The sequence below is a fragment of the Synechococcus sp. RC10A2 genome, assembly GCF_047502605.1.
On record NZ_JANSHP010000089.1, the window covers coordinates 1 to 4,309 of the forward strand.

Sequence of the window (4,309 nt, forward strand, 5' to 3'; positions counted from 1 at the left end):
GCTATACGCACCAGGAGCTGTTCTCGGCTACAGCAAAACATTTTTCGCTGCATGGGCCACATGCGCCCCCAGCAGCCAAAAAGATCAGTCAAACGGGCGTTGCCCGCCCCCTAGGGGATCTACTTTTGCAAGTTAGATCCCCCTTCTTGCCCTCAATGTTGTCGCTGTCATCCCCGCTCTTTTGCGTTGCTAAACAAGCTTTTTTAGGAAAAGGCCAGAGACTTTGCCCCAGAGCTGCCTCTGGCCGCACGGACACATCCTTTCGAGCCATACAACCAATTATTGATAGTAAATCTCAACTTTAAGCTGTAGTCTACTCTAAGCTTCTTGAGAAAAGATATCAATATACTTAGGATTAAGTTTTGTTAAAAGCTGGATTGACTTCGCAGGCTGCGGCTCTCGTAGGCGGTAGTTGTTCCTGAAGGGCCGGGTTTAAGCAAGGGATTCCGTGGCAGCTAGTGATAAAAAATCTCTTTTTTCTTGAGATTAGTTTCAATCAAGCCAGAGTTGGCCCAGCCAAGGGGTAAGGAGCCCAGAGGAGATGTCGAGACATCTGAAGCTGTGGACGGAGATAGGGCTTTATGTTCTCAGCTACTCCCTGCCTGTTCCTAGCTCAGACCGAAAGCAACTGTGCCGCCTGTGCCCATTAAAGTTTTCCGGAAGCCAAAGGGATCCGGGGGCAAAAATCCACTAGTCTATTGGCAATCTGGCTTCGGCCAGAACTGTCTAGCCAATTGCTGAGGTGCAACTGTGGAAACGGCCATCGAGTGGATTACCGCCCATGAGATCCTCGACTCCCGGGGGCAGCCGACCTTAGAAGCTTTGGTGGGCCTAGCCAATGGGGCAACCGGCTTGGCCCAGGTGCCCAGTGGCGCTTCGACCGGCACTTTTGAGGCCCACGAGCTGCGGGACGGGGATCCCAAGCGCTACGGGGGCAAGGGTGTGCTGAGGGCAGTGGAAAACATCCTCGGCCCCATCCAGTCGGAGCTGCGAGGGGAAGATGCCCTCAACCAGGCCCGCATCGACCAGTTGCTGATCGATCTGGACGGCACCCCCAACAAGTCGCAACTGGGAGCCAATGCCATCTTGGCAGTTTCTTTGGCTACAGCTAAGGCGGCTGCCAGTGCAGTGGGCCTGCCTTTGTACAGGTACCTGGGTGGACCCTTTGCCAACCTGCTGCCGGCGCCGCTGATGAATGTGCTTAACGGCGGCGCCCACGCCGACAACAACCTCGATATTCAAGAATTTATGATCGTGCCCATCGGAGCACCCAGCTTTCGCGAGGCGCTGCGCTACGGAGCCGAGGTGTTTGCAGCCCTAAAACAAGTGCTGCGGCAGAGGGGACTGTTCACGGGGGTGGGGGATGAAGGCGGATTTGCCCCCAACCTCGACTCCAACGCCGCAGCTTTGGATCTATTGATGACGGCTATTGAACAGGCGGGCTACAGGCCAGGGGAGGATATCGCCTTGGCCTTGGACGTGGCGGCCAACGAGCTGCTGCAGGATGGGCAGTACCACTTCGAGGGCAAAGCCCGCAGCGCCGAGCAGATGGTGAACTACTACGAGCAACTGCTGGCCAACTATCCCATCCTCTCCCTGGAAGACGGGCTGGCGGAAGAAGATTGGGCCGGCTGGCAGGCCATGACCGCCCGCTTGGGATCCCGGGTGCAACTGGTGGGGGACGACCTGTTTGTAACCAACCCGGCCCGGCTGCAGAAAGGCATCGACAGCGGCGCTGCCAACGCCATTTTGATCAAGCTCAACCAGATCGGCACCCTGACAGAGACGGTCTCGACCATTCAACTGGCCGTTCAGGCGGGCTTTCGCACCCTCATCAGCCACCGCTCCGGTGAGACAGAAGACACCACCATCGCCGACCTGGCGGTGGCCACCCGCGCCGGCCAGATCAAAACCGGATCCCTCTGCCGCAGCGAGCGCATCGCCAAGTACAACCAACTGCTGCGCATCGAAGACGAGCTGGGGGAAGCGGCCGTCTATGCCGGTCGGGTGGGCCTGGGGCCTAGGGGGTTGCCGGCGCGGAGTCGCTAGCCCGCTTGGATCCCCAGCACCTGCACCAAGAAGGCCCAGCGGTCGGCGGTCTCTTCGATGAGCTTGGCAGTGGGCTTGCCGGCCCCGTGGCCGGCTTTGGTGTCGATGCGAATGAGGATGGGCTGGGATCCCCCCTGGGCCGCCTGCAGGGCGGCGGCAAACTTGAAGCTGTGGGCGGGCACCACCCGGTCGTCGTGATCTGCCGTGGTGATCAGGGTGGCGGGGTAGGCGGTGCCGGGCTTGAGGTTGTGCAGGGGGGAGTAGGCGTAGAGGGCCTTGAATTCCTCCGGGTCTTCCGGGGATCCGTACTCGGAAATCCAGGCCCAGCCGATGGTGAACTTATGAAAGCGCAGCATGTCGAACACCCCCACGGCGGGGAGGGCTGCTGCAAAGAGATCCGGCCTTTGGGTCAGGCAGGCCCCCACCAAGAGGCCGCCGTTGCTGCCGCCGGCGATGGCCAACTTGGAGGGGTTGGTGTAGCCGTTGGCCATGAGCCACTCAGCCGCGGCAATGAAGTCGTCGAAGACCTTTTGCTTGTTGAGCTTGGTGCCCGCTTGGTGCCAGGCTTCCCCGTATTCGCCGCCGCCGCGCAAACTGGGCTGGGCGTAAACCCCTCCCATCTCCAGCCAGGCCACCAGGCCCACCGAAAAGCTGGGGGTCAGAGAGATGCCAAAGCCGCCGTAGCCGTACAGCAGGGTGGGGTGATCCCCTGTCCGCGCTAGGCCGCGGCGGTGGACAAGGAACATGGGGATGCGGGTGCCGTCTTGGCTGGCGTAGAACACCTGCTGCACCTCATAGGCCTGGGGATCGAAATCCACCTGGGGCTGACGGAAGAGGGTGCTGCGGCCGCTGGTGAAGTCGTAGCGGTAGATGGTGGGGGGAGTGGTAAAGCTGGTGAAGGTGTAGAAGGTCTCGGTGTCGTGGCGCTTGCCGCCAAAGCCGCTGGCGGATCCCAGCCCCGGCAGGGGGATTTCCCCCAGGTAGGTGCCGTCTAAAGCAAAGGTCCGGATCTGGGTGTGGGCGTCTTTGAGGTAGAAGGCAACGAACTGGTTGTGGATTAGGCTAACTCCCTGCAGGGTCTCCTCGGCTTCGGGGATCACCTCTTGCAACTGACCTGGGTTGTCGAGATCAATGGCCACCAGTCGCCGCCGGGGAGCCTGGAGGTCCGTCAACAGCCAAAAGCGGGAGCCGTCGTTGCCGACAAAGGCGTACTCGGCCTGGAACTCGCGGATAAGCTCCACCACCGGCGAGCTGGGATCCCGCAGGTCTTTGTAGAAGAGGAGGTTTTTGGGATCCGTGCCCCGCCAGACGGAGATGATTAGGTAGTCTCCATCTTCGGTAACCCCGCCGGCAAAGCCCCACTCTTTTTGGTCAGGGCGGTGGTAGACCAAGAGATCTTCCGACTGGGGGGTGCCCAGGCGGTGGTAGTAGAGTTTTTGGAAGTAGTTGGCGCTTTCGTACTCGCTGCCAGGGGCCGGCTCGTCGTAGCGGCTGTAGAAAAATCCCTGCCCGTCCAGCGTCCAGCTGGCCCCGGAGAATTTAATCCAGCGCAGGTGATCCGGCAGGTCTTCTCCCGTTTCGATATCCCGCACCTTCCACTCCTGCCAGTCGGAGCCGGAGCGGGAGAGACCATAGGCCAGGTAGCGCCCGTCGCGGCTGATGGCAATCCCTGAGAGGGCCACCGTGCCGTCTTCCGAGAGGGTGTTGGGATCTAGCAAAACCCGCGCCTCTCCCTCCAGGCTTTCTTGGGTATAGAGAACGCTCTGGTTTTGCAGGCCGTCGTTTTTGAAGTAGAAGTAGCGGTTGCCCTCTTTGAAGGGCTGGCTGTATTTTTCGTAGTTCCACAGTTGCCTCAGGCGCTCCAGAAGCCGCTGCCGGGCCGGGATCCGCTGCAAGTAGTCAAAAGTTAGGCGGTTTTGCGCCTCGATCCAAGCTCGCGTCTGCTCAGAATCCAGATCCTCCAGCCAGCGATAGGGATCCGGCACCGCTTGCCCATGGTAGAAGTCGACAACAGTGGGATCCGGATGGCTGGGCGGGTAGTTGAGCATAGAGACGGAGCAACAAAAGACCAATTCCACTATGGCAGAAGCCTGAGACCTCAGCGTGGGATTTGACACTCCCACCCAAATGGACTCGCGAAGGCGCTGTCAAGACGCCCCTAGACAGTCCTTTGAGGCATAACCTCAAAGTTCTGCTTACTTCGGACTTACAGCCTTTTAATTTAAAATAGGGTACAGGTATTCAAGAGGAAGGAGAGAAA

Annotated in this window: 2 protein-coding genes; one reads left to right on the forward strand and one right to left on the reverse strand. The window is 59.6% G+C overall.

Translation table 11 applies throughout. The annotated features are described in order from the left end of the window. Positions 1–750: 750 nt before the first annotated feature. Positions 751–2,049, forward strand: coding sequence for a phosphopyruvate hydratase (gene eno / locus NW848_RS12135; RefSeq protein WP_414402778.1), 1,299 nt, complete (start codon positions 751–753; stop codon positions 2,047–2,049). On the opposite strand, the gene NW848_RS12140 is transcribed toward eno, so the two are convergent. Beyond that, the gene (locus NW848_RS12140) at positions 2,046–4,097 is read right to left on the reverse strand and encodes a prolyl oligopeptidase family serine peptidase (RefSeq protein WP_011431346.1); all 2,052 of its coding nucleotides are present in this window, start codon (positions 4,095–4,097) and stop codon (positions 2,046–2,048) included. The two genes, eno and NW848_RS12140, sit on opposite strands and share 4 nt — an antisense overlap. Positions 4,098–4,309: the final 212 nt, after the last annotated feature.